General features: G+C 69.4%; 21 protein-coding genes. 12 read left to right on the top strand and 9 right to left on the bottom strand.

Annotated features, from left to right (window positions below; genetic code table 11):
• Positions 1-342: 342 nt before the first annotated feature.
• The 9 genes from AB0J16_RS57555 (at position 343) to AB0J16_RS57515 (ending at position 11,432) form a co-directional block, all read left to right on the top strand.
• On the top strand, positions 343-3,441 hold the full coding sequence (locus AB0J16_RS57555; protein ID WP_358557298.1) for a DUF4082 domain-containing protein: 3,099 nt from the start codon (positions 343-345) through the stop codon (positions 3,439-3,441).
• Positions 3,442-3,705: 264 nt separating this feature from the next.
• Positions 3,706-4,245 (top strand): dihydrofolate reductase family protein, encoded by a 540-nt coding sequence (locus AB0J16_RS57550; protein ID WP_358557295.1) that lies wholly within the window; start codon positions 3,706-3,708, stop codon positions 4,243-4,245.
• 155 nt (positions 4,246-4,400) lie between these two features.
• Entirely contained in the window at positions 4,401-5,336 is a 936-nt protein-coding gene (locus AB0J16_RS57545) for a GNAT family N-acetyltransferase (protein ID WP_358557293.1), read from the top strand.
• Positions 5,333-6,043, top strand: a complete 711-nt coding sequence (locus AB0J16_RS57540; RefSeq protein ID WP_358557290.1) for a PIG-L deacetylase family protein — start codon at positions 5,333-5,335, stop codon at positions 6,041-6,043. The genes AB0J16_RS57545 and AB0J16_RS57540 overlap by 4 nt, the downstream gene beginning before the upstream one ends.
• Positions 6,040-7,650 carry an ABC transporter substrate-binding protein gene (locus AB0J16_RS57535; RefSeq protein ID WP_358557287.1) on the top strand — a complete coding sequence of 537 codons (1,611 nt, stop codon included), beginning with the start codon at positions 6,040-6,042 and terminating at the stop codon, positions 7,648-7,650. The genes AB0J16_RS57540 and AB0J16_RS57535 overlap by 4 nt, the downstream gene beginning before the upstream one ends.
• Positions 7,647-8,627, top strand: a complete 981-nt coding sequence (locus AB0J16_RS57530; RefSeq protein WP_358557284.1) for an ABC transporter permease — start codon at positions 7,647-7,649, stop codon at positions 8,625-8,627. Before AB0J16_RS57535 ends, AB0J16_RS57530 begins: the two co-directional genes overlap by 4 nt.
• The gene (locus AB0J16_RS57525; RefSeq protein ID WP_358557282.1) at positions 8,624-9,451 is read left to right on the top strand and encodes an ABC transporter permease; all 828 of its coding nucleotides are present in this window, start codon (positions 8,624-8,626) and stop codon (positions 9,449-9,451) included. Before AB0J16_RS57530 ends, AB0J16_RS57525 begins: the two co-directional genes overlap by 4 nt.
• The gene (locus AB0J16_RS57520) at positions 9,448-10,434 is read left to right on the top strand and encodes an ABC transporter ATP-binding protein (protein WP_358557279.1); all 987 of its coding nucleotides are present in this window, start codon (positions 9,448-9,450) and stop codon (positions 10,432-10,434) included. Before AB0J16_RS57525 ends, AB0J16_RS57520 begins: the two co-directional genes overlap by 4 nt.
• Entirely contained in the window at positions 10,431-11,432 is a 1,002-nt protein-coding gene (locus tag AB0J16_RS57515; RefSeq protein ID WP_358557277.1) for an ABC transporter ATP-binding protein, read from the top strand. Before AB0J16_RS57520 ends, AB0J16_RS57515 begins: the two co-directional genes overlap by 4 nt.
• Positions 11,433-11,448: 16 nt before the next feature.
• Here the strand turns inward: AB0J16_RS57515 and AB0J16_RS57510 are convergent, their stop codons facing one another.
• Positions 11,449-12,423 carry a YafY family protein gene (locus AB0J16_RS57510; RefSeq protein WP_358557274.1) on the bottom strand — a complete coding sequence of 325 codons (975 nt, stop codon included), beginning with the start codon at positions 12,421-12,423 and terminating at the stop codon, positions 11,449-11,451.
• Positions 12,424-12,467: 44 nt separating this feature from the next.
• On the opposite strand from AB0J16_RS57510, the gene AB0J16_RS57505 reads away from it, so the two are divergent.
• Entirely contained in the window at positions 12,468-12,920 is a 453-nt protein-coding gene (locus AB0J16_RS57505) for a hypothetical protein (protein WP_358557272.1), read from the top strand.
• Here AB0J16_RS57505 and AB0J16_RS57500 read toward each other — a convergent pair.
• The 8 genes from AB0J16_RS57500 to AB0J16_RS57465 form a co-directional block, all read right to left on the bottom strand.
• Entirely contained in the window at positions 12,907-13,683 is a 777-nt protein-coding gene (locus AB0J16_RS57500; RefSeq protein WP_358557269.1) for a hypothetical protein, read from the bottom strand. The two genes, AB0J16_RS57505 and AB0J16_RS57500, sit on opposite strands and share 14 nt — an antisense overlap.
• Before the next feature lie 71 nt (positions 13,684-13,754).
• Positions 13,755-14,282 carry a hypothetical protein gene (locus AB0J16_RS57495; RefSeq protein WP_358557266.1) on the bottom strand — a complete coding sequence of 176 codons (528 nt, stop codon included), beginning with the start codon at positions 14,280-14,282 and terminating at the stop codon, positions 13,755-13,757.
• A gap of 62 nt (positions 14,283-14,344) precedes the next feature.
• Positions 14,345-16,141, bottom strand: a complete 1,797-nt coding sequence (gene nhaA / locus AB0J16_RS57490) for a Na+/H+ antiporter NhaA (RefSeq protein WP_358557263.1) — start codon at positions 16,139-16,141, stop codon at positions 14,345-14,347.
• 175 nt (positions 16,142-16,316) lie between these two features.
• A complete protein-coding gene (locus AB0J16_RS57485) occupies positions 16,317-17,165 on the bottom strand; it encodes a hypothetical protein (protein ID WP_358557260.1) in 849 nt (282 codons plus the stop codon).
• Positions 17,166-17,435: 270 nt separating this feature from the next.
• A complete protein-coding gene (locus AB0J16_RS57480; RefSeq protein ID WP_358557257.1) occupies positions 17,436-18,938 on the bottom strand; it encodes a M28 family peptidase in 1,503 nt (500 codons plus the stop codon).
• A gap of 176 nt (positions 18,939-19,114) precedes the next feature.
• On the bottom strand, positions 19,115-20,116 hold the full coding sequence (locus tag AB0J16_RS57475; RefSeq protein WP_358557254.1) for a lytic polysaccharide monooxygenase: 1,002 nt from the start codon (positions 20,114-20,116) through the stop codon (positions 19,115-19,117).
• Between the two features lie 41 nt (positions 20,117-20,157).
• Positions 20,158-21,459 carry a HAMP domain-containing sensor histidine kinase gene (locus AB0J16_RS57470; protein WP_358557251.1) on the bottom strand — a complete coding sequence of 434 codons (1,302 nt, stop codon included), beginning with the start codon at positions 21,457-21,459 and terminating at the stop codon, positions 20,158-20,160.
• Entirely contained in the window at positions 21,456-22,133 is a 678-nt protein-coding gene (locus AB0J16_RS57465) for a response regulator transcription factor (RefSeq protein ID WP_358557248.1), read from the bottom strand. The genes AB0J16_RS57470 and AB0J16_RS57465 overlap by 4 nt, the downstream gene beginning before the upstream one ends.
• Positions 22,134-22,160: 27 nt before the next feature.
• On the opposite strand from AB0J16_RS57465, the gene AB0J16_RS57460 reads away from it, so the two are divergent.
• Together AB0J16_RS57460 and AB0J16_RS57455 are read left to right on the top strand one after the other, a co-directional pair.
• Positions 22,161-22,754, top strand: coding sequence for a hypothetical protein (locus AB0J16_RS57460; protein ID WP_358557245.1), 594 nt, complete (start codon positions 22,161-22,163; stop codon positions 22,752-22,754).
• Positions 22,755-22,838: 84 nt separating this feature from the next.
• Positions 22,839-23,213, top strand: coding sequence for a hypothetical protein (locus tag AB0J16_RS57455; protein ID WP_358557242.1), 375 nt, complete (start codon positions 22,839-22,841; stop codon positions 23,211-23,213).
• Positions 23,214-23,361: the final 148 nt, after the last annotated feature.

The raw sequence follows: 23,361 nt of genomic DNA, 5'->3' as shown, positions 1-23,361 counted from the left end.
GCACAGTGGGCCGGACAGGTTCGTGTCTGAAGTCTCCGGCGACCCGTACGGCTGCAACGTCACCAGGACGTGGTACGAGGCCTGATTCGACCGAGCTCAGCCCTGGTCGTGTTCCTGTGCGGGGGCGGGTTGCTGGGATTTTCCTCGTTATAAGCGGCGACACGCCCATTTCATAAGAGCTGCTGTCGTATCACCGTCTGCTCCAGGAGCAACCAGTCCGGCCCATAGCATTCCTCACTGAGTCGATGATCTTGACGGCCTGCGCAGCCGTCTTCTGTCCGGCTCTTTCGCGTGGGGTACTGCGACCGGGGGTGGCACATGTCGGAGCGTGAGAAGAAAGCCGTGGGGAGGCGTCGACTGCCCTGGGTTGGGCTGGTCGTCGCCATGGTGGCGGGCCTGGTGTGCGGGCCTGGGGGAGGATCCGGTGCGGAGGCGCGCATAGCCCGTACGGGCGCTGCCCCTGCGGGCGCGGCCTCTGCGGGAACGGACCGTGCGGAACCGGCGCGGAGCGCGTCGGACTTCGCGGCCCGTGTCGCGGAAGGCACCCGCCGGCAGGAGTGGGAAACCCGCTCGGGCGTGCCGGTCGGCGCTCGGAGACCCGCTGTCTGCCCGCCGACCTCCGTCATCTGCATAGAGAACAACAAGCCCGGCAACCCCGCCAGCGAATGGGACATCTCGGGAGCGGGCAGCAGCACCATCCAGGGCTATGCGACGCAGATGAGCGTCAATCACGGGGAGACCGTGCTGTTCAAGGTCGACACCGTGGCGACCGATTACCGCCTCGACATCTACCGCATCGGCTATTACGGCGGAATGGGAGCGCGAAAGATAACGACGGTCCAGCCGTCCGCCCCCCTGCCCCAGTCGCAGCCCCTATGCGCGGAGGACACGTCGACCGGGCTCATCGACTGTGGCAACTGGGCGGTGTCGGCCTCCTGGGCGGTGCCCAGCGACGCCGTCTCGGGGGTCTATATCGCGAAGCTGGTCCGGGAGGACGGAACGACCGGTGCCAGCCACATCATTTTCGTGGTCCGGGACGACACCAGGGGCTCGGACATTCTCGTGCAGACCTCCGACACGACCTGGCAGGCGTACAACCGGTACGGCGGGAACAGCCTCTACTTCGGCAATCCTGTCGGCCGCGCCTACAAGGTGAGTTACAACCGCCCGTTCAAGACGCGCGACCCTTTCTCCATGGACGCTCCGGAGAGCTTCTTCTTCAACGCCGAATACCCCATGGTCCGATGGCTTGAGGCCAACGGATATGACGTGAGCTATTTCAGCGGCGTGGACAGCGCCACCCGCGGTCAGGAATTGCTGGAGCACAAGGCGTTCCTCTCCGTCGGGCATGACGAGTACTGGTCGAACCAGATGCGCAACACCGTGGAGACCGCCCGCGACAGCGGCGTGAACGTGGCCTTCTTCTCCGGCAACGAGATCTTCTGGAAGACCAGATGGGAACCGAGCATCACCGGTGCGCTGACGCCCTTCCGGACGATCGTCTGCTACAAGGAGACGCACGCCAACGCCAAGATCGACCCCAGTCCGGAATGGACCGGGACGTGGCGCGACCCGCGTTTCTCGCCGCCGTCGGACGGAGGCAGGCCGGAGAACCGCGTGAGCGGAACCTTCTTCAGGATCAACGGTACGGTCAACGACGCGATGACCGTTCCGGCGGAGTACGGGCCGCTGCGGTTCTGGCGCAACACGTCCGTGGCAAGCCTGCAACCAGGGCAGACCGCGACGTTCCCGGCGGGAACGCTCGGGTTCGAATGGGATGAGGCCCCGGACAACGACTTCGAGCCGCCGGGGACGGTGCGGCTCGCCCAGACGACGCTGTTCTCGTCCACCAAATACCTGCTCGACTTCGGTAGCACCTACGGTGCCGGGACCGCGACGCACGATCTGACGTTCTCCAAGGCGCCGAGTGGCGCGCTGGTCTTCGGCGCCGGCACGGTCCAGTGGTCGTGGGGCCTGGACAGCGTCCATGACCGGGCGGGCACCCCCACAGATGTCCGGATGAAACAGGCGACGGTCAACCTCCTGGCCGACATGAAAGCCCAGCCGGCCAGCCTCCAACCGGGGCTGGTGCCGGCGACGGCGTCGACCGACACCACCCCTCCGACCTCGGCGATCACGGCTCCGGCCGCCGGCGAGAACGTAAGTCCTGGAACCATCCAGGTCCTGGGAACGGCGGCCGACACCGGCGGAGGCGTGGTGGGCGCCGTGGAGGTGTCGGTCGACGGCGGCGCCACCTGGCGCCAGGCGACTGGCCGAACCACCTGGCAGTACGCATGGACGATCCAAGGCACCGGTGCCAAGACGGTCATGGTGAGGGCGGTCGACGACAGCGGCAACATCCAGTCGCCCGTCACCACGAGGACGGTCAACTCGACCACGGACTGCCCCTGCAGCCTCTGGACGTCTTCCACGGTGCCCTCCGTGCCCGCCGCCGATGACCCGAGCCCGGTCGAAGTCGGGGTGAAGTTCCAGACCTCGACGGCGGGCACCGTCTCGGCGGTCAGGTTCTACAAGGGCTCGGGCAACACCGGCACCCACGTCGGGAGCCTGTGGACCAGCGGCGGCCAGTTGCTGGGGAGGGCGACGTTCACCGGTGAGACGGCGACCGGCTGGCAGCAGGTGAACTTCTCGACCCCGGTCCCGGTGAGCGCCAACACCACCTATGTGGCCTCGTACTTCGCGCCCAACGGCGGATACGCCAGGGACGTCTCGTACTTCTCGAACGCGGTCGTGCGGGGTCCTCTCACCGCCCCGGCCAGCGCGAGCAGCGGCGGCAACGGCGTGTACACCTACTCGGGGAGCAGCATCTTTCCCAACAAAACGTACATGGCGACCAACTACTGGGTGGACGTCGTCCTCAACACTTCCGGCCCTACGCCGACGCCGACGCCGACGCCCACTCCGACACCCACTCCGACTCCGACGCCGACGAACAGCCTGTGGCCTGACACGTCGGTTCCGGCGACGCCGTCGGCGGACGATCCGACGGCCGTCGCGCTGGGCGTGAAGTTCAGGGCGACGACGAGCGGCAGGATCCTGGGGGTCCGGTTCTACAAGGGAGCGCAGAACACCGGGACCCATACCGGGTACTTGTGGACCAGCGCCGGGGCGCTGCTGGCGTCCGGGACGTTCACCAATGAGACGGCGAGCGGCTGGCAGCGGATGAACTTCGCCACGCCTGTCACGATCTCCGCCAACACCACCTACGTGGTCTCGTACTTCACGACCTCCGGGAACTACGCGGTGGACCGGCAGTATTTCGCCACCCAGTACAACAACGATCCGCTCCTCGCGCTGGCGAGCGGCGCGTCAGGAGGTAACGGCGTGTATCGGTACGGCGCGACGAACGGCTTCCCGACGAAGAGCTACCAGGCCAGCAACTACTGGGTGGACGTGCTGTTCACCGCCGGCACGGGGTAGTCGGCGGGGTAAAGCGCAGGCGGACGCGGGCCGGTGGAACGAGCCGGATGCCGTGGTGGTGGCCAGGGGGCGATCGAATTGGCGCTCCTGGCCACCGCGCCTTCGCGATCTCCGTGCTCGGATCGAGGTCGGGCGCATCGCGGAGATGACCGCCTTCCACGATCCCGGCCTGTTCGCGGCTTTCGGGCTCTCGCCGACGCACCGATGAGTTCTCGGCCCAACCTCAGTCTCATCAAGGGTCAACCGCTTTGATGGAGGTACGTCGTGAGCAAGCTGCTGTATTCGTGCACCATGTCGCTGGACGGGTTCATCGCGGGGGCAGGCGGTGACATGTCCTGGCTGACCGAGCACATCGGCCCCAATCCGCTGGTGGACGACGTCATCGGCAAGATCGGTGCCCTGCTCGTCGGCAACCGTACCTTCCGCGGCGACGATCCGCACAGGGGCACCGACAAGGAGGGCAAGCCGTTCGGCGGCGGATGGACCGGACCGCAGTTCGTGCTCACCCACCACACGCCGGACACGCCGGTGCCGGGTGTCACCTTCGTCGGGGACCTGGACGGCGCCGTCGTCGCCGCCAAGGCCGCCGCGGGCGACAAGTACGTCAACGTCCTCGGCGCCGACACCGCCCGGCAGTGCCTCGAGGCCGGTGTGCTCGACGAGATCCTCGTGTTCATCGCGCCCGTCCTGCTCGGCGACGGGGTCCGGCTGTTCGACCGGCCGGGCGGGGCCGACGTCAAGCTCGAACGCCTGAGCCTGACCAGCGCGCCGCAGGCGACGAACCTCTGGTTCCGCGTCCTCTGACAGGTCGGGTCAAGGTCAACGTTCCATACTTACCGGAGGCGAAAGAAAGTTTCTAGGTCTACGTCATCGGGGAAAATTTTTTCCTGATCCCTCTTGACCTGGCTCTTAATCACTGGGGAGGGTGGGAAGGCAGAGCCCAGGGTGAAAGGACCCCCATGGTCACTGTCCGCGCGTTCGCCTCGGGGGACGAGGTCTCCCTCATAGACGCCTGGAATCAGAGCATGCCAGGCGACCCCACGACCTCCGGCTGGTTCCGTGACTGCGTGCTGCTCGACCCCAACTTCGACCCCGAAGGACTGCGGGTCGCCGTGATCGACGGGCGGGTGGCCGGCTGCGCGTACGCCGTGCGCCGGCTGATCCCGCTGGCCCCGGGCACCGACCTGGAGCCGGAGACGGGCTGGATCCCGTTCTTCTTCGTGGCGCCCGAGCATCGGGGGACCGGGCTCGGCCGGCGGTTGCTCGGCGAGGCGGTCGCCTTCCTCGAAGCCCAGGGCAGGACCAGGATCGACTTCTCCTCCTACACGCCCAACTACGTGCTGCCGGGCGCCGACGCCGCGCTCTACCCCGACGGGTACCGGCTGCTGGAGGGGTTGGGGTTCGAGACGCTCTACTCGCCGGTCGCGATGGACCGCACACTGGTCGGCTACGTGACGCCCGACGAGGTGCACGCGCTGCGGGCCAAGCGGGAGGGCGAGGGGTATGAGTTCCGCAGCCCGCGTGAAGGGGAGTTACCGGAGCTCATCCGGTTCGCGGCCGACGTCTTCAACCCGGACTGGGGCGAGGCGATCAGGCAGCACCGCGACACCAAACGCATGATCATCGCGAAAAAGGCGGAAATAGTCGGGTTCGCGTTATACGGGGCTTATCGGGGACTCCCTGAGAGGTTCGGGCCGTTCGGGGTCGATCCGGGCGAGCGGGGCACCGGGCTCGGCAAGATCCTCCTCCACCTGACCATGACCATGATGCGGGCCGAAGCCCTGCACTCCTCGTGGTTCCTGTGGACGGGCGAGGCCAGCCCGGCCGGTCACCTCTACAGCAGAGCAGGCTACGAGGTGACCAGGCGCTTCCACGTGATGAGGCGGTCGGCGTGACCCATGTGCTCGCCATCGGGGCCCACGCGGGCGACCTGGATCTGACCGCGGGCGCCGTGCTCGCCCAGCACGTCCTGCGCGGCGACCGCGCGACGCTGTTGCACCTCACGCTCGGGGAGCGCGGCCACCCGCGCCTGTCCATCCCCGCGTACGCCGAGCAGAAGCGCGCCGAGGCGGAGGCGTTCGCCGCGGCGATCGGCGCGGGCGTGCGCTTCCTCGACTACGAGGACGGCCTGCTGCCCGAGGACGAGGACGTCAAGATGCGGGTCGGCGACCTGATCAGGGAGCTCCGGCCGGACGTCATCCTCACCCACTGGGCCGAGTCCATCCACAAGGACCACGCCCGCACTCACCGGATCGTCCAGGACGCCCGCTTCTACGGCGGCCTGAAGACGCTCGAGCGCGACCTGCCCGCGTACTGGGCGAGCGAGCTCTACTACGCCGACAACTGGGAGGACGCCGACGGCTACACGCCCGACGTGTTCGTCGACCTGTCCGACGAGGCCTACGAGGTCTGGTCGGCGGCGATCACGGGTTACGCGTACGCCCGAGGCGAGACGTATGGCTTCCCGTACGTGGACTACTACCGCGCGCTGACGATCGTGCGCGGCGCACCAGCCGGATTCCGCCGGGCCCAGGCGTTCGCCGCGCCGAAGGGGGCCCGCGATCTCCGGGCGCGTTATCTCGGAAAGGCGGCACCTCAATGAAACGAAGCCTGGTGGTCACCGCGGCGCTGGCCGTCGCGGTGGCGGGCTGTTCGAGCAGCGGCTCCACGAGCAAGAACACCGCCGGTTCGCCGCCATTAGTCATTCACGCGGTGGACGCGGGCACCTTCCAGGAGGACTTCAACCCGTACCACCTGGAGAACGTGAACTTCGGCACGTCCGGGATGATCTACGAGACGCTGGAGTTCTTCAACAAGCTCAAGCCCGGCGAGGTCACCCCCTGGCTGGCTCTTGAGCACGCGTGGTCCGACGACGGCAAGACGATCACCTTCACCCTGCGTCAGGGGGTGAAGTGGACCGACGGGCAGCCGTTCACCGCCGACGACGTGGCCTTCTCCTTCGATCTGCTCAGTAAGAACGCCCAGCTCAACAGGAGCGCGCTGGAGATCGCGGGCACCAAGGTCCTCGCGCCGGACAAGGTGGAGCTCACCTTCAAGTCCACCTCGTACGCCAAGCTCTACAACATCGCCGGAAACACCCCCATCGTGCCCAAGCACCTCTGGGAGAAGCAGCAGGATCCGGTCACCTTCACCAACCCCAAGCCGGTGGGGACCGGGCCGTACAAGCTGTCGAAGTTCAGCTCGCAGCTCTACGAGATGGAGAAGAACCCGGGCTACTGGCAGCCGGGCAAGCCGGAGGTGCCGACGCTGAAGTTCCCCGCCTACACCGCCAACGCGGTGCAGACGGCGCTTCAGCAGGGGGAGCTCGACTGGGCGGGCGCGTTCGTGCCCGACATCGACAAGATCTACGTCCAGGGCAAGCCGGAGATCAACAAGTTCTTCTTCCCGCCCGAGGGCGTGGTGAACCTGCTGCCCAACCAGGCCAACCCGATCCTGGCCAAGCCCGAGGTCCGGCAGGCCATCAGCCTGGCCGTCGACCGGGACAAGATCGTCCGGGTGGCCGAGCGCGGCTACACCAAGCCGGCGCACCCGACCAGCGTGCCGATGCCGGGCGGCGAGGCCTACCTGCCCGCGGAGTACAAGGACGCGGCCTTCAAGGTGGACGTGGAGAAGGCCAAGGAGCTGCTCAAGGGCGTCGACCCGGCCAAGCTGAGCTTCACCCTGCTGGTGCCCTCGCCGTTCACCGACTGGGTGAACGCCGCCCAGCTCATCAGGGAGGACCTGGCCAAGGTCGGCATCAAGGTGAACACGCGGGGTGTGGCGTTCGCGGACTGGGTGTCCAAGGTCGGCAAGGGTGACTACGACCTGTCGATCCGGGCCACGCCCTCCGGACCCACACCGTACTTCCAGATGCGTTCGATGCTCTACGGCGACCTGGCGCAGCCGGTCGGCAAGCCGGGGACCGGCAACTACGAGCGGTGGAAGGACGCCGAGACCGACAAGCTGATCGACGAGTACGCGGCCACCGAGGACGAGGCCGCGCAGCAGAAGGCCGTCCAAGGGCTGGGCAAGATCATGGTGGAGAAGCTGCCGACGGTGCCGCTGTTCTACAGCCCGGCCTGGTCGCAGTACCGGACGAACAAGTATGTCGGCTGGCCCTCCGAGCAGGATCCGTACGCGATGCCCTCGCCGTACACCTCGCCTGACGCCGCCGTGGTCCTGCTGCACCTGAAGCCGGCGGCCAAGTGAGGTTTCTGGCCAGGCGGCTCGGGTTCTACCTGCTCACGGCCTGGGCCGCCGTCACGCTCAACTTCCTCATCCCCCGGCTCATGCCGGGGGACCCGGTCGAGCTGCTGGTCGCCCGGATGAGGGACAACGTGGACCCCGCCGCCATCGACGCGATGCGGCGGGCCTTCGGGATCAGCGACGCCAGCCTGTGGCAGCAGTATCTGGATTATCTGGGCAATCTCGCTCATGGGGAACTCGGCCGCTCGATCACCTTCTTTCCCACCGAAGTGTCCACCGTCATCGCCGACAGCCTGCCGTGGACGGTCGGGCTGGTCGGCGTGGCCACGCTGATCAGCTACTTCGTCGGCACCTCGCTGGGCGTGCTGATGGCGTGGAAGCGCGGCACCTGGCTCGACGGGGTGCTGCCCGCCGCCACGTTCATGCACGCGGTGCCGTACTTCTGGGTGGCGCTGGCGTTGGTGTTCGTCTTCGGGGTGACGCTCCAGTGGTTTCCGGTCTCCCGGGCGTACGGGCTGGAGGTCGCGCCCGGCTTCACCGGGGAGTTCGCCGCGAGCGTGCTCTACCACGCGACGCTGCCGGCCGTCACGATCGTGGTCGCCTCGATGGCCGACCGGATCCTCGGCATGCGCAACGTCATGGTGACCACCCTCGGCGAGGACTACGTGGTGATGGCCGAGGCCAAGGGGCTGACCAGCCGCCGGGTCATGTGGGCCTACGCGGCCCGCAACGCGATCCTGCCGAACATCACCAGCTTCGCCCTGTCGCTCGGCTTCGTGGTGGGCGGCTCGGTGCTGACCGAGATCGTCTTCTCCTATCCGGGAATCGGGTCGATGCTCCTCAAAGGCGTGGAGAACGAGGACTTTCCGCTCATGCAGGGCATCTTCCTCGTCATCTCGCTGGCCGTGCTCGTCGCCAACTTCCTGGCCGACCTCGCGTACGTGGTCCTCGATCCCCGCACCCGGCAGGAGGCCCAGTGAAGATCAAGATCGGCGTGGGCATCCTCGTCTTCTTCGCGCTGATGGCGCTCGTCGGGCCGCTGCTCATCGGCGCCGACCCGGCCGCCACCAGCGACGACGGCCTGCAGGGCCCCTCGGCCGCGCACTGGCTCGGCACCACACAGACCGGGCAGGACATCCTCACCCAGATCGTGTACGGCGCCCGGATCTCGATGGGCGTCGGCCTGCTGTCGGCGGTGATCGCCACCGTGCTGGCCGTGGCGGTGGGCCTGGTCGGCGGCTACTTCGGCGGCGCGATCGACGAGACGTTCTCGGTGCTGACCAACATCTTCCTGGTGCTGCCCTCGCTGCCGCTGATCATCGTGCTGGCGGGCTACCTGCCGCAGCGCGGCGTCGCCTCGGTCGCCGTGGTGATCGCCGTCACGGGCTGGGCCTGGGGTGCCCGCGTGCTGCGCGCCCAGACCCTGTCGGTACGGCGGCGCGACTTCGTGGCGGCGGCCCGGGCCAGTGGCGAAGGGCCCTTGCGGATCATCTTCTTCGAGATCCTGCCCGTGCTGCTGCCCGTCATCGCCACCAGCTTCCTGGCCACGGTCGTCGGCGCGATCCTGGCCGAGGCCGGGCTGTCCTTCCTCGGCCTGGCCGACCTGTCGACCGTGAGCTGGGGGAGCATGCTGTATTTCGCACAGAACGGGCAGGCGCTGCTCATCGGGGCCTGGTGGTGGTTCATCCCGCCGGGGCTGTGCATCGCGCTGATCGGCACCGGGCTGGCGCTGGTCAACTTCGGCATCGACGAGATCGCCAACCCCCGTCTACGGACGATCAAGGTCCGGAAGGCCCGCGCATGAACGTCCTGGAGATCCGCGACCTCAGCGTGGACTACCAGTCGGGCAGCGGCGCCGTGCACGCCGTCTCCGACGTCTCGCTCGACCTGCGCCGGGGCGAGATCCTCGGCCTGGCGGGCGAGAGCGGCAGCGGCAAGTCGACGCTGGCCAACGCCGTCGCCCGGCTGCTGCGCCCACCGGCGGCGATCACCTCCGGCTCCGTCGTCTACCACCGCAGGGACGACGAGCCGGTCGACGTGCTCGGACTCGGTCGTGGCGAGCTGCGCGCCTTCCGCTGGAAGGAGCTGGCGGTCGTCTTCCAAAGCGCCATGAACGCGCTCAACCCGGTCAGCACGATCGGCGACCAGATCGACGACGTACTCCGCGTCCACGCCCCGCGCATGTCACGCAAGGAGCGCGTCGAGCGGACGGTCGAGCTGCTGCAACGCGTCGGCATCAGCGCCGACCGGCGGCGCGGCTACCCGCACGAGCTGTCGGGCGGCATGCGCCAGCGGGCCGCGATCGCCATCGCGCTGGCGCTCAACCCCGAGATCATCATCATGGACGAGCCGACCACCGCGCTCGACGTGGTCGTCCAGCGGGAGATCCTCCACGAGATCAGGACGCTGCGGGAGGAGTACGGCTTCGCGGTCGTGTTCATCACGCACGATCTGTCCCTGCTCATGGAGATCTCCGACCGGATCGCCATCATGTACGCGGGCCGGGTGGTGGAGACGGGCTCGGCCAAGGCGCTGCACAAGTCGCCCAGCCATCCCTACACGCTGGGCCTGCTGCGCTCGTTCCCCCGGCTGCACGGGCCGCGCGAGGAACTGCTCGGCATCCCGGGCACCCCGCCGGACCTGCGCTCACTGCCACCTGGCTGCGCCTTCCATCCGCGCTGCCGGTTCGCCATGGACACGTGCTCGGTGCGGCGGCCCGAGCTGGTCCCGGGCACGGAAGGGCAGGTCGCGTGCCTGCTGAACGACGACAAGGGGGTGCGCCAGTGAGCGGCGAGATCGTCCTGGAGGGCCGGAACCTCACCAAGCACTTCACCGCGGCCCGCGGCCCGCGGGGCCGGTTCGGGAAGCGGCCCCCGGTGCGCGCGGTCGAGGATGTCTCCCTGGCGCTGCGCGCCGGAACGGTCACCGCGCTGGTCGGCGAGAGCGGCTGCGGCAAGAGCACGGTGGCCCGGCTGCTCGCCCAGGTGTACCCGGCGACCTCGGGTGAGGTGCTGTTGCGCGGCGAGCGGGTGAAGGCGCATCGCGGGGCGGCGTTCCGCGACTACCGGCGGCAGGTGCAGCTGATCTTCCAGGACCCGTTCGCGTCGCTGAACCCGTTCCACCGGGTCCGCTACCACTTGGCGCGGCCGCTGCGCATTCACGGACATGTCCGCTCGGCGGCGCGCGAACAGGAGCAGGTCGCCGAGCTGCTCGAACGCGTCAGCCTCACACCGGTCGATCAGTTCATGGACAAGCTGCCGCACGAGCTGTCGGGCGGGCAGCGGCAGCGGGTGGCGATCGCCCGCGCGCTGGCCGTGCGGCCCATCGCGCTCATCGCCGACGAGCCGGTGTCGATGCTCGACGTGTCGATCCGGCTCGGCGTGCTGCGGCTGCTGGAGAAACTGGCCGACGAGAGCGGGCTGGCGCTCCTGTACATCACGCACGACATCGCCAGCGCGCGTTACTTCGCCGAGGACATCACGGTGATGTACGCCGGGCGGCTCATCGAGAGCGGTGACGGTGAGACGCTCACCCAGTCGCCCGCCCATCCCTACACGAACCTGCTGCTGGAGTCGGCGCCCGACCCCGACCGGGTGACGGCACCGGAGGCGACGCGCCACGGCGAGCCACCCAGCCTGATCGAGCCGCCGAGCGGATGCCGCTTCCATCCGCGCTGCCCGGTGGCGCTGCCGGTCTGCTCGGAGCGGGTGCCCGGCCGTACCGAGGTGGGCGAGGGGCACTGGACGCACTGCTGGCAGGCCGAGGAGACAGCGCTCACGCGGTGAGCTCACGCGGGTCGGCTCACCCGTTGTAGCGGCGGGTCAGTTCCTCGGCCGTGGTGGCGACGCGGTCGCGGAGCTCGGCGGGAGCGAGGACCTCGACGTCCGTGCCGAGCCGCAGGAACTCACCCGCCGCGTGCTCGATCGACTCGATCGGGACCGTCACCTGGGTCCAGCCCTCGCCGTCCGGCGGCTGCGCGCTCTCCTTCGCCGCCGCCGCCACACCGGGTGTCATGAGGTTGGCCAGCAGCCGCATCCCCTGCGGCGACAGCCGGATCACCGCCTCGCCCCACCGCAGCCGGGCCTCGAACTCGGCCAGGTACGCCTGCCAGTAGGCGGTCAGGTCGAAGTCGTCGGGCCGGGTGAAGCGCTCGGGCAGCGCGTGCAGGCCGAGGATCTGTGACACCCGGTAGGTACGCACCTGCTCACCGGCCCGCGCCACTAGATACCAGCGTCCGGCCTTGACCACCAGCCCGTACGGCTCCAGCCGCCGCTCGACCTCCTGCGGCGCCTTCCAGCGGCGGTATCTGACCTCCAGGACGCGCTCGTTCCACACGGCGTCGGCCACGGCCGGCAGGTGCGCCGCCGGCTGCGCGTCGCGGTACCAGGTCGGGGCGTCCAGGTGGAAGCGCTCCTGGATCCGCCCGGCCCGGTCGCGCAGCTCGACGGGCAGCGCGGCCATCAGCTTGAGCTGCGCGGCCGTCACCACGGCGGCCAATCCCAGCTCGGCCGCGGGACCCGGCAGCCCGGCGAGGAACAACGACTCCGCCTCGTCCGTGGTCAGCCCGGTGAGCCGGGTGCGATAGCCGTCGAGGAGCTGGTAGCCGCCTTTCGGCCCGGCGTCGCCGTACAGCGGGATGCCCGCGGTGTGCAGCGACTCGACGTCGCGGTAGATCGTCCGTACGGAGACCTCGAGCCGCTCGGCCAGCTCTTGAGCCGTCATGCGGCCGCGCGTCTGCAGCAGCAGGAGGAGGGAGACCAGCCGGGAGGCGCGCATTCACTGACACTACCTGTCAGTGACCCTGCTCTACGTTCGTCCGCATGAACGACTTCGACTTCTTCGCCGGCTCCTGGAATGTCACCCACCGCAGGCTCGTCAAGCCCCTGACGGGCAGTGACGAGTGGGACGAGTTCCCCGGCACCAGTGTGGCCAGTCGCCACTTCGACGGCGCGGCGAGCTTCGACGAGATCAAGTGCCCGGCCAGGGGCTTCACCGGGCTGACCATCCGGATCTTCAACCCCGCGACGGAGCAGTGGTCCATCTATTGGGCGAGTACCTCAAGGGGCACGCTCGACCCGACGCCCATGGTCGGCGCCTTCGACGGTGACCGGGGCGAGTTCTACGGCGAGGAACAGCACGACGGCGCGCCGGTGCGCTGCCGGTTCATCTGGACCGTGCGCGGCCCGGACTCCTGCCGGTGGGAGCAGGCATTCTCGGCGGATGGCGGGCAGACCTGGGAGACCAACTGGACCATGGACTTCACGCGGGTGTGACGCTGTCGAGCACCCCGTCGAGGGCCCGGCGGGCGGCGTCGCCGTCGGGCACCGTGCTGCCGTATACGTAGGAGAGGCCGCCATCGGCGGTGTGCACCGCCACGATGCGGACATAAGCCGGATCCTTGGTAGCGCTCTTGAACACCACCCGGAACGACGCCGTGGCCGCCGGCTGGCCGCCGACCTCCAGCGCCCGGGTGCGCAGACCGTCCCGGCTGCCCAGGTCGGGCAGGAACCGCCGGGCCGTGTCCAGCGCCACGGCGTCGGCCCTGGCCTGCAACTGCTCGGACGTGGCGGCGCCGCCGATGCCGCCCTGCTGCTGCGGGAAGGCGACCACGACCGCGCCGCCCGCGGCGATGCCCGAGGTGTAGGACGGCCGGTCGGCCTTCGTCCAGCCCTCCGGGATGAGGTAGGACACCTGGGCCTTGGTGTCGGTGACCCGCGCGGGGCCTGATTTGACGGACGATTGCGAGCCCGGTTTGACGGGCGGCTCGACGGTGCTCCGGGCCCACAGGAGGGCGACCACGGCGACGGCGACCACCAGGACCGCGATCCCGCCGACCAGAATCACCCACCACCAGCCCGACTTCGGTGGCTTGGCCTCGTATTGGGGGACGTCGGGGAGCATGTCGGGGGTGTAGGGCAGGCGCTGCGTGTAAGGCGTCAGGCTGGGTTCCTGGCGGGGTGGCTCAGGTTGCGGCCAGCGGTGCCTGATGGTCCGGTTGGGGTCGGGGCCGGGCTGATCCGGCTGCTCTGGAGTCATGATCCCCTCGGACGCGGCGCAGAGAGCTTTTATCCAGACATTGTCACATTCCTTGGCGATCGGGCGGCTGGTTAGCCTTGCGGGTTCTGCCAGCCGGGCCGCTCGGGGTCCTGCCAGCCCGGCTGCGGGGCCGAGGGCGGCTGCGGCGGGGACTGCGGCTGCCACTCGGGCGGCGCCTGGGACTGGCGCTGCCACTCGGGCTGCTGGGGCTGGGGTTGCTGGGGCTGCGGCCAGCCGTGCGGCTGCTGGGGTTGCGGCCAGCCCGGCGTCTGCTGCGGCTGGGCCGGGGTGCGGCGGGCGGCCACGGCCCAGATCAGCAAGCCCACGCCGACTGCGGTGATGAGCGTGGCGATCGTCTCTATCGCGACCATCACCATGTTGTAGGAGTTGATGCCGACCGCGCGGATCAGGCTCGCCGCCGAGGCGACGCGCACGATGCTGAAGAGCTCGCCGAACAGGAGCACGAGACAGCCGAACATCCCCAAGGTGGCCGCCCGGCCGCGCTCCGCCTTCGCCTTGGCCGTCAGCACGACACCCACGATCAGCAGGCTGATCATCAGCAGCCTGAGGATGTAGTAGAGCAGATTGGCAAATGACATATGTCCCCGTCTTTCGGCTCCGGTACGCACGCATTTCACACGATCTGTGTCGAGACGCGACCTTACGGGGATTGACGCGCGCTTTCCACCGCCCGGGTGATCGAACGGAGATCCAGATCGCCCTGATAGCGGACGCCGTTCAGGAACAGCGTGGGCGTCCCGCGGACGCCGCTCGCGCGGCCCGACTCCTCGTCCCGGTCGACCCGCGCGGCCTGCGCGGGCACGTCGGGCCACGGCTCGACGTCCAGTTCGGCGGCGTAGCGGGCCAGGTCGGTGTCGGTCAGGAAGCGCTGGTTGTCGAAGAGGGTGTCGTGCATCTCCCAGAACCGGCCCTCCATCGCCGCGGCCTCGGCGACCACCGCGGCGGGAAAGGCCCGAGGATGTATGGTGCGCAGCGGGAAGTGCCTGAACACCAGGCGCACGTCGGCGGACTTCCGCAGCAACTCGCTCAGGACCGGATGGAGAGCTCCGCAGTAGGGGCACTCGAAGTCGCCGTACTCCACGATCGTCACCCGTGCGTCCGCAGGCCCCCGTACGTGGTCGTCGGGTCCCACGGGCTCGGTCAGCAGCACGGGGAGCTCCTCCTCCGGCTCGGCGTCGGGAGGCGCGCACACCCCGCCCCGGTCCCAGGCGATCCGGAAGATCGCCCCGCCCATCAGCGCCGCCAGCAGCGACCCGGCCAGGATGCCGATCTTCGCCTGGCTCTGCACCGCCGGGTCGTCGAAGGCCAGGTCCACGATGAACAGCGCCACCGTGAACCCGATGCCGGACACCGCCGCGCCACCCAGCAACTGCCCCCAGACCAGGTTGCCGGGCAGGATCCCCCAGCCGGACTTCAGCGGCAGCCAGGTGCCCAGCGAGATGCCGACGAACTTCCCCAGCAGCAGCCCGGCCGCCACCCCGATCGTGATGGGCGAGGTCAAGGCCGTGCGCAGCGTCTCGGCGTCGAGCCGGACACCCGCGTTGGCCAGCGCGAAGATCGGCACGATCACATAGCTGCTCCAGGGGTGCAGCAGGAGTTGCAGCCGCTCGTTGACGGACACGGCCCGCCGCAGCGTGCGCGCCGCCACCCTGGCCGCCTCGGGGCTCGGGTCGCTGGTGAACTCGTGTACGGCCTCGTCGGCGCGGAGCAACTTGCGGTCGCTGGGCGCGTACACGAACACCAGGATGCCCAGCGCGATGCCGATCAGCGTCGGATGCACGCCGCTCTCCAGCGTGGCCACCCACAGGGCGAACCCGAGCACGATGTACGCGGGCGCCCGCCAGATCCTCAGCCACCGCAGCGTCATGATCGCCGCCAGCAGCGCCGCCGCGACCACCAGGGCGATGACGTCCAGGCTCTCGGTGTAGAAGAGCGCGATGATGATGATCGCCAGCACGTCGTCGACGATCGCCAGCGTCAGCAGGAACACCCGCAACGGCTCCGGGCACCGCGCACCCACGATGGCGAGCATGCCGAGCACGAACGCGGTGTCGGTGGCGATCGGCACTCCCCATCCACCGGCCGCGGGCCCACCCGCGTTCAGCGCCAGATAGACACCGGCGGGCACCATCATCCCGCCCAGTGCCGCGAGCGCCGGCACCGCGATCAGCCGCCGATCCCGCAACTGGCCGAGCCGCGCCTCGTAGGAGATCTCCAGGCCGATGACGAAGAAGAAGATGGTCATGAGGCCGTCGTTGACCCAGTGGCGCAGGTCGAGCTCGAACGTGGCGCTGCCGAACGACAGGCCCATGTTGGTGTGCCAGAAGGATTCGTACGTGCCGCCCCAGGGGGAGTTGGCCCACAGCAGGGCAAGCAGGGTGGCCGCCAGCAGCACGCTGGTGCTGCCGGTCTCGGTCTTGAAGAACGCCCGCAACATGTCAGACCCCCGGCGTCCGATGATAGGCGGCGCGCGGGGTGAGACCGAAGATGGGCGGCGACGTTCGCCTCGCATCGGCCGCCCCACCGCGCTTCAGGGGTGGAGCGGCTGGTCGGAGCACTTCCGGGGTGGTGAGGGGGCTGCTCGGGACAGGAGCTGCGCCGCTACCGGATGCTCACGAGTTCGGGGTGGGCGTGGGGGTCGGGGTCGGGGTGGGGGTCGGGGTCTCGGAGATTGTCGGGGTCGGGTCGATGGTCGGAGTATCTGTGGGGGTCTCGGGTGGGGTCACGGTTTCGGTGGGCGTGGGGCAGGCGGTCGGGGTCCGCCAGGTCGGCGGGTTCATCCACGGCTGCTTCGACTGCCACCAGCCGTGGCCGCGCCAGAAGTTCTTGGTGGGCCTGGACAGGTCGAAGACGTAAGCGGCTGTCGCCGTCGCCGTCGTTGTTGGTGCGGTCGTCTCGGTGGGCGCCAATGTCGCCGTGACCGTGGGCGTCACGGTCGGCGTCTCGGCGGGCGTTTCGGTGGGCGTTTGGGCCGGTGTCTCTGTTGGGGTCTCGGTCGGTGTTTCGGTCGGTGTCTCTGTGGGCGTCTCGGTGGGCGTCTCTGTGGGTGGCGTTGTGCCCGTGTCGTCATTTGCGGTGGCGGTCACCGATACCCAGTCGCCCTCCTTGACCTTGCTGGTCCCACGGCGTCCCGCGATCGTGCGGGTGGACTCGCTGATCGCGTACACCTTCTCGAAGCCGTCCTGGCTCTTCACGGTGATGGAGTCCTCGGCGACAGCGGTCGCCTGCCCGGTCTGGGCGAGCAGCGTGACGACGCCGCAACCGTCCTTGGACGCCACAGCGAACTCGCCGTGCATCGCGCCGACGAAGCCCCAAGGGCTGATGGGCGGCAACTCGGTCGCGGTTGGGGTTTCGGTGGGGGTCTCGGTCGGTGTCTCGCTGATGGTCGGCGTGGGGGTCGGCGTCTCCGTCGGCGTTCCCGACGCCGCGGCGGCCACTCCGATCCCGCTCGTCGCCACCATGGCGATGGTCGCGGCAACGATCAACGGCCGTGGGACGCGCCTGCGCGGCTCGTCCGGTCCGATCGACTGGTCCTCGTTTGGGTGGTCAGAACGCGTTGGCGTCACTATGTCCTCCAGCTGAGTTGCTCCGATTCAATCCCGGCGGGTCTAAAACGGGAGTAAGCCGGACGACAGCCACATGTGCCCCGCAGTGCACGGCCGACACCCTTCAGCCTTCCGAACAGCAATGAGCCCAGGCCCCGCGCGGCCCGGGCTCATTGGGTCATTCGACTACCGGGTGATCTTGACGTCGTCCACGCCCGCCTCGACCAGGCTGGCCCCTGACGCGTCGGCGGCCTCGATCACGATGCGGACGCTCTGCCCGGCGAAGGCGGAGACGTCGGCGGTGGCCGTACTCCAGGCCGCGTCGCGGTTGCTCGCGGCCCCCAGTTGCTGGAACACCGTGCTGGAAGTGTTTCCCACCACCCTGACGCGGAAGAAGTCGGCGCTGGAGGCGTTGCTGCCGTGCGCGAGATACCACGACAGCGACAGCCGGAGCGTCCCGCCGGTCGGCAGCGTGATCGCCGGCGACTGGATCGAGGTGGTGCCGCCGTCCAGATCGTTCTCGCCCGCACTGGCCCCGGCCAGTCTGCCGGTTACCAGGTCGTTCGTGCCGCTCACCGTGGTGCCGAGCTGCTTGGTGCCGCTGGAGGTCGTCGCCTCCGGGTCGCCGCGCTCCCACTGGCCGGTGGTCGCGGTGTCGGTGCCGCCGGCGTTGGTGACCCAGCCGTTGGCGGTCTCGAAGGTGTCCGACCAGACGGTCACGGGCGGTGTCGCGGTGGCGATCGTCCAGACGGAGTAGGCGATGGCGTCGGCGTTGCGGTCGAGAGCGGTGTCGTTGATGTTGGCGGTCGTGTCGCAGGAGCGGTGGTAGCAGGCGTCGAACGCCTGGCCCGCCGTACCGCCCCACAGCTGCGCCTGCGCGCTCGACTTGATCCCCTCAGCGCCGGTGAACGTGCCGCCCGCCGCGATGCCGACGGCGATGAACGGGCCGTAGTCGGAGCGGCCGTCGAAGTCGGTGCCGCGGGTCGGGACACCGATGGAGGAGAAGTACGCCGCCAGGGTCTGTTCCAGCTGCGCCGATCCGGCCGGGCCAGGACCGGAGCCGGTGCCGTCGGAGTTGTCGCCGTCATAGAGGAAGTAGCCGGGGTTGGGGGAGCCGACCATGTCGAAGTTCAGGTACGCCTTGATCTTGGTACGTTCGGCGGCCGGCAGGTTGTTCACGTAGAACTGCGAGCCGCGCAGCCCCAGCTCCTCGGCGCCCCACCAGGCGAAACGCAGGTGCTTCGTGGGCTGCAGCGCCTGGCGCGAGACCTCCAGCGCGACCTCCAGGATCGACGCCGAGCCCGAGCCGTTGTCGTTGATGCCGGGTCCGGCGGTGACGCTGTCGAGGTGGGAGCCGATCATGAGGATGTCGTTGGGGTCGCCGCCCGGCCAGTCGGCGATCACGTTGTAGCCGGTGGCGCCGTTGTAGGTGAACGACTGCAGCGTCATGGTGTATCCGGCGGCGTCGAGCTGGCCCTTCACATAGTTGGCTGAGGCCAGGTAGCCGGGCCGGCCGTGCGCGCGGGTGCCGCCGTTGTTGTTGGCGATCGTCTGTAGCTGCGCCAGGTGGGCCTTGACGTTGGTGAGGGAGATGTTCGGCGGTGCCGCCGCGACGGCTGCCTGGGTGGGCGCGCTGAGCGCCAGGGGTAAGGCCAGCGCGAGAGCACCTAATGCTGCGAGGAGCTTCATCGGGGTCCTCCGTGGGGGGTGGACAGAGGTCAGGTTGCTAGATCCCGTTCTGGGATGTTCGGCAGGCGCGGACAGCCCCGTAAACAGCCGCGCTGCCTGAACGTAACTAGCGGACTTGATCCTGAGAAGACCCATTTGTCACAGAAGTTCACATGGGGATGGCCAGGGGGCGAGCCTCAGGCCCGTACGGAAACGACCGTGCGGGCCTGGCCGCCGTTCCGGCAGTAGACGATCACCGGGTACCTGCCCGCTTGGGCGGCCCTGAACGACGGCGTCCAGGCGGCGGTCGACGCCGGAGCGAACGCCTGGCGCGGGCTGAAGGCGCCGGAGGCCACGCCGCGTACCTTGGACCCGCCGCACACCGCCGTGACCGTCACCTGCCCGCCCACCCGGACCGAGGCGGGGCTGACCCCGGCTCCCGTGTTGATCGCCGACAGGGCGATGCCGCCGGGCTGCTGCGCCGGCGGAGCGCTGGTCGGCTGCGTGGTGGGCTTGCTGGTCGGGGCAGCGGTGGGGGCGGTGGTCGGCGCGGTGGTCGGGGTGGTCGTGCCGCCGCCGAAGGTCACGTCCGAGCAGGAGTAGAACGCCTCCGGGCTGTCGCTGCGCTGCCAGATGGAGTAGATCAGGTGGCGGCCCTGCTTGGCGGGCAGCTTGCCCTGAAGGTTGTAGGCGCCGTCCGTCAGCGCGGGATCCCGCTGGGTGAGGAACGGCTTCGACTCCAGGTCCGACCACTTGAGCGGCTTCGACGGGTCATAGCCGTCCTTGGTGACATACAGCTCGAAGGAGCCCTTGTGCGGAGCGGTCGACCGGTAGCGGAAGGTGAACGCGGCGCCGCTCGACATGCTGGTGGCGGGCCAGTCGGCGCGTGCCTGGTCGAAGCCGCGGTACTTGTCGCGGCCCGCGCTGCACAGCTTGCCGTCCGGGATGAGCTCGCGGTGCCTGCCCGCGGCGTTCGCCAGGTTGACCTCGTTCCAGTCGTAGAGCGGCTGGGTGCCGCCGAGTTCCACGGCCTTCTTGCAGGCGGCGGACTTGGGGCTCTCCGGGTTCTCGTTGTAGCAGACCAGGGTCCGGCTGGGCGGGTTGTTCATGGTGCCGTGGGCGTCGGCGACACCGGTCAGGACGAGCAGTGTGGCGGCGGTCAGGGTGGCGGCGGCGAGCGCCTTGCGCTTGATCTGCATGTAGATCACGTTGAAGCATGAAAAGGGGCGAAAAATGCTCTTTAAACCGCTCTTAAGGTTGACTTAGGTGCCTTTTCAGTGCGGCGGATCCAGACCTGGACCTGCGCGCCGCCCAGCGACGAGCGGTCCAGCCGGAGTGACCCGCCGGACGACTCCGCCAGGCGGCGGGCGATGTCCAGGCCGAGCCCGGTCGAGCCGGCGCCGCTGGTGCCCCGCTCCAGCGCCGCCTCCGGGTCCGCGATGCCGGGACCGGCGTCGGAGATCAGGATGCCGACCGTGTCCTTGCCCTCGTGCAAGGACACGCTGAACGCGGTGCCCTCGGCCGTGTGCCGGAACACGTTGCCCAGCAGCGCGTCGACCGCCGCCGTCAGCTCGGTCGCGGGCACCGGCACGCGTACCGGCAGCGTCGCGCCCATGAGCTGCCACGGCCGCTGCTGGTCCTCCGCCAGCGCCGACCAGAACGTCAGCCGGTCGCGCAGCACCTCCGCCGCGTCGCAGACCCGGTCGGCGCGTGACGGCCGCCTGGCCGCGGAGATGATCGTGTCCACCTCGCCCTCCAGCCGGGCCAGCGCCTGCCTGCTCGGCTCGGCCTGCGTGCCGAGCTGGTCGAGGCTGAGCCGGAGCGCGGTGAGCGGCGTACGCAGGCGGTGTGACAGGTCGGCGGCCAGTTCGCGTTCGGCGGCGAGCAGGTGGGTGACCCGGTTGGCCATCGCGTTGAACGCCGTGGCCGCCGCGACCAGCTCCGGCGGCCCCTCCGGATAGATGCGCTCGCTCAGGTCGCCCGCGCCCAGCGCGGTGGCCGCCGAACCGAGCCGGCGGGCCGAGCGGACCACGCGCGCGCCCAGCCGGTCGCCGACGAGCACCGAGCCGAGCACGAGCACCACGGCCACACCGGTCAGCACCGCCCACGATGTGCCGACTCCCCGGTTCAGGTCATCGGCGGGCACGAAGACCTCGATCACCGCGCCCCGGTCACCGTCCAGCGCGACCGGCCGGAGCAGCACCTGGCCAGTCGGCAGCTCGACGGTGTCGGCCCTGGTCTGCGCCGCCGCCCGCGCCACGTCGGCGGCCGGGGCGCGGGAGGAGCCCGTGGTCGGGCCGCCGTTGACGTGGATGGCCAGCAGGCCGCGCCGGCCCGCCTCGGTACGCGCCATCGCGTGGGCGAGGTCGTCTGTCTTGGTGGTCAGGGCCAGCACCGGGACCAGCGCCGACGCCTGGCGTTCGGCGCCGGAGACCGCCCGGCTCTGCGCCGTCTCCTTGACGATCAGGGCGAGTGGCACCAGGAAGGCCAGCGCCACCATCGAGGTGACGGCGACCATCAGCACGGCCAGCGCGCGTCTCATCGGGGCGCGGACAGCATGAAGCCGACACCCCGGACGGTATGCAGGTAGCGGGGGTTCGAGGCGCTTTCACCGAGCTTGCGGCGTAACCAGGACAGGTGCACGTCGATGGTCTGGTCGTCCCCGTACGCCTGGTGCCAGACCTCGGTCAGCAACTCCTTGCGGGTGACGACCCGGTCGGCCCGCGTGGCGAGGTAGGCGAGCAGGTCGAACTCGCGCCTGGTCAGCGTGAGCGGCCCAGCGTCCAGCGCGGCCGTTCGCCGGTTGACGTCGACCACCAGCCCGCCGACGCGCAGCACCTGTGGCGGCGGCGCGGACCTGGCCCGGCGCAGTACGGCGTCCAGCCGGGCACCCAGATGGTCACCCGAGAACGGCTTGACCAGGTAGTCGTCGGCTCCCGCTTCCAGCAGCCTGACGATCTCGGCCTCGTCGTCGCGGGCCGTGGCCACGATGACCGGTACGTCGGAGATGCCGCGCACCATCTTCAGCGCCTCCGAGCCGTCGAGGTCGGGCAGGCCGAGGTCGAGGATGACGGCGTCCGGCGGGCTCTGCGAGATCTCCCGGAGCGCGTCCAGGGCGCAGCCCGCGCTGCGCACCGCGTGCTGCCGGCCGGCCAGCTCGCGGATGATCGCCGATCGGACGAATTCATCGTCTTCGACTACAAGAACCGTCGCCATGCGCACCAACCGTCCATAATTCGTCCCATGCGTCGAGCCCTTGGATACATCGTGGTCTGGTGTGGAGCCACCGTGATCGCGGTCTCAGTGTCGTGGTTCGGCGTGCGCGGTGTCTTGCGTACCGAGTTCGTGGACGATGTCCAGGTTGAGCCGTTCCTGGCGCAGGCGGTCGCGGACGGCGACCGTACGCCCAGCCAGGCGCCCGCTCCCGCCAAGACGCCCACTCCCACCAGGACGCCCACTCCGACGAAGGCGGCCGCTCCCACGAAGACGGCCGCTCCCACGAAGACGGCCACTCCCATGAAGGCGGCCACCCCCACGAAGGCGCCCACCCCTACCAGGACGGCGGCTTCCACCAAACCGGCGGTGCGGAAGACGCAGGCGACCGCACCCACCAGCAGCCCGAAAGACCTGCGGGTGGTGTCGGTGAAGGGCGGCGAGGTGGCGTTCACGCTGGGCCCCGACGGCTGCCGCCTGGTGTCGGCCACTCCCAGGAGCGGCTACTCCACCAAGGTCGCCAGGAACACCGGCTGGATCAGGGTGGACCTGGTCAAGGGCGAGCACGGCTCGGGGGTGTGGTGCATCAGCGGCGAGCAGCGCACCGACACCTGGGAGTACTGATGCGCTCACGTACTACGGACGGAGTAGCCGAGCCATAGCCGTACAGCCGATTCCCAGCGCCGCCCAAGGTGCGAACGTGACGGCATGGACGCACTGCGGAAAGCGCTGGGAGCCCTCTCGGCGGCCTACGCGCTGATCTTCTTCTGCGCGGCGCTGCTGCACACCGGGCTCCCGCTCGGCCCGCTGCGCGAGCCGGTGATCGTGCCGGCGACGATCGTGGAGACGCTCTGCGGCCTGGCCATGCTCGTCGGCGCCCGCGGTGCGCTGAGCCGCCGGCCGTGGGCGTGGGACGGTTTGTTCCACACCCACGCGGGCGCGCTGGCCGGGGTGCTGATGGGGATACTCGCGATGGCGTTCGGCGCGGGCGAGACGACCACGCTGAACACCTGGTATCACCGCGTGATGGCGACCCTGCTGATCGCGGGCCTGGCCGGCGCCGGTTACCGGGTTCGTCGGTAGTGCTCCGGGCTTCAGACCGGGGGTGAAGCCGACTAGCCCGCGTAGCGGGGAGAGAACAGCCGGTTCGCCGCCGGGTGGGCCGGTGTCCCTTCGGTTCAGATTGGTCGGTTCTGCTGCTCGATGTACTGGTGCACGGTCGACAAGGGTG

This window comes from Nonomuraea sp. NPDC049750, from assembly GCF_040659625.1.
Taxonomy (GTDB): domain Bacteria; phylum Actinomycetota; class Actinomycetes; order Streptosporangiales; family Streptosporangiaceae; genus Nonomuraea.
Note: the sequence above shows the minus strand (reverse complement) of the source record. Positions and strands in the feature narration are given on the sequence as shown.

Coding starts and splice junctions, on each gene's coding strand:
- AB0J16_RS57545 (WP_358557293.1), top strand. CDS start 4,401: ATGGTCACTGTCCGCGCGTTCGCCTCGGGGGACGAGGTCTCCCTCATA.
- AB0J16_RS57535 (WP_358557287.1), top strand. CDS start 6,040: ATGAAACGAAGCCTGGTGGTCACCGCGGCGCTGGCCGTCGCGGTGGCG.
- AB0J16_RS57520 (WP_358557279.1), top strand. CDS start 9,448: ATGAACGTCCTGGAGATCCGCGACCTCAGCGTGGACTACCAGTCGGGC.
- AB0J16_RS57510 (WP_358557274.1), bottom strand. CDS start 12,423: ATGCGCGCCTCCCGGCTGGTCTCCCTCCTCCTGCTGCTGCAGACGCGC.
- AB0J16_RS57505 (WP_358557272.1), top strand. CDS start 12,468: ATGAACGACTTCGACTTCTTCGCCGGCTCCTGGAATGTCACCCACCGC.
- AB0J16_RS57500 (WP_358557269.1), bottom strand. CDS start 13,683: ATGACTCCAGAGCAGCCGGATCAGCCCGGCCCCGACCCCAACCGGACC.
- AB0J16_RS57495 (WP_358557266.1), bottom strand. CDS start 14,282: ATGTCATTTGCCAATCTGCTCTACTACATCCTCAGGCTGCTGATGATC.
- nhaA (WP_358557263.1), bottom strand. CDS start 16,141: ATGTTGCGGGCGTTCTTCAAGACCGAGACCGGCAGCACCAGCGTGCTG.
- AB0J16_RS57485 (WP_358557260.1), bottom strand. CDS start 17,165: ATGGTGGCGACGAGCGGGATCGGAGTGGCCGCCGCGGCGTCGGGAACG.
- AB0J16_RS57480 (WP_358557257.1), bottom strand. CDS start 18,938: ATGAAGCTCCTCGCAGCATTAGGTGCTCTCGCGCTGGCCTTACCCCTG.
- AB0J16_RS57475 (WP_358557254.1), bottom strand. CDS start 20,116: ATGCAGATCAAGCGCAAGGCGCTCGCCGCCGCCACCCTGACCGCCGCC.
- AB0J16_RS57470 (WP_358557251.1), bottom strand. CDS start 21,459: ATGAGACGCGCGCTGGCCGTGCTGATGGTCGCCGTCACCTCGATGGTG.
- AB0J16_RS57465 (WP_358557248.1), bottom strand. CDS start 22,133: ATGGCGACGGTTCTTGTAGTCGAAGACGATGAATTCGTCCGATCGGCG.
- AB0J16_RS57460 (WP_358557245.1), top strand. CDS start 22,161: ATGCGTCGAGCCCTTGGATACATCGTGGTCTGGTGTGGAGCCACCGTG.
- AB0J16_RS57455 (WP_358557242.1), top strand. CDS start 22,839: ATGGACGCACTGCGGAAAGCGCTGGGAGCCCTCTCGGCGGCCTACGCG.